The 1,081-nt window shown below is 20.4% G+C and carries 2 protein-coding genes; both read right to left on the minus strand.

Annotation, left to right across the window (positions count from 1 at the left end):
• Positions 1 to 310, minus strand: a 310-nt coding sequence (locus GBZ86_RS16160; RefSeq protein ID WP_152892367.1) for a hypothetical protein, incomplete at its 3' end; no start/stop codon positions are given.
• A partial coding sequence (locus tag GBZ86_RS16165) for a sensor histidine kinase (protein ID WP_170272306.1) occupies positions 303 to 1,081 on the minus strand: 779 nt, incomplete at its 5' end. The genes GBZ86_RS16165 and GBZ86_RS16160, both read right to left, overlap by 8 nt.

Consider the following 1,081-nt stretch of genomic DNA (forward strand, 5'->3'; position numbering starts at 1 on the left):
CCATTAAATTAATGAAAAAAACTTCTTCATTCAATTCAAATATTAATAATATTATTATTTGAGTTAATGTTATAATTATACTTGTTACTCCTAAAAAATTAGAATAACTATATTTTTTTTTGTTAGCTATATCATTACATATTATATTTAAAGCACCTGTAAATATAACTAAAATAAAATCAATTATCTTATTTCCTATAAAATATTGTTTTGAAAAGAAACAAATACTTGAAACAATAATAGAAATTATAAATATAGATTTAAATACATATTGTTGCATTTTATTCTTTTCATTTATATTACTAAACATTAACTTTCTCCCTAAAAAATTCTATTTTTACAATTGTTCCTTTTCCTTTTTGTGATTCAATAAAAATTTCTCCACCTTGTAATTCAACTAAATTTTTTACTACATACAATCCAATACCTGTACTTTTATTTCTATATCCTTTATCAATCTTTTCTATAGAGTATTTTTCAAAAGCCTTTTTTAAAAATTCTTTATCCATGCCTTCACCAGTATCTATTACTTCAATTCTTACTTTAAATTTATTAACAAAAATAGCTACTTTTACAATACCTTGTTTAGTATGCTTAATGGCATTAGACATTAAGTTTATTATTATTCTTTCTATAAATTCTTTATCACATCTTACTTCTATTTCTTCTTCTTCAGTATCAAATTCAAATTCTAAATTTTTATCTCTTATATATTCAGCTAAACTATTTGAGCATTCTTCAACTAACTCTACTATATTATATAATTCACATTGTGGCTTTAAATAATTATAAGATAACTTGGATGAATCTATTAAATTATTTGCTAATCTAGTTAATGACATACAATTTTCTTTATTTACATGATTATATAAATTAATTTTTTCAATAGAATTGTTTTTCAAAAAGCTATTTTGTAATTGACAAGCTGTATATATTACATTTATAGGAGTTTTTAAATCATGGGATATAGTTGATAAAAATTCATTTCTTAATCCTTCTTCTAAAGTTTTTTTATCAAATTCATTTTTTATTTTTACACTTCTTTTAAGTTCAGTAATATTTTTCAATAATAATACATAGC

It is taken from the genome of Clostridium tarantellae (assembly GCF_009295725.1).
GTDB classification, from domain to species: Bacteria; Bacillota; Clostridia; order Clostridiales; family Clostridiaceae; genus Sarcina; species Sarcina tarantellae.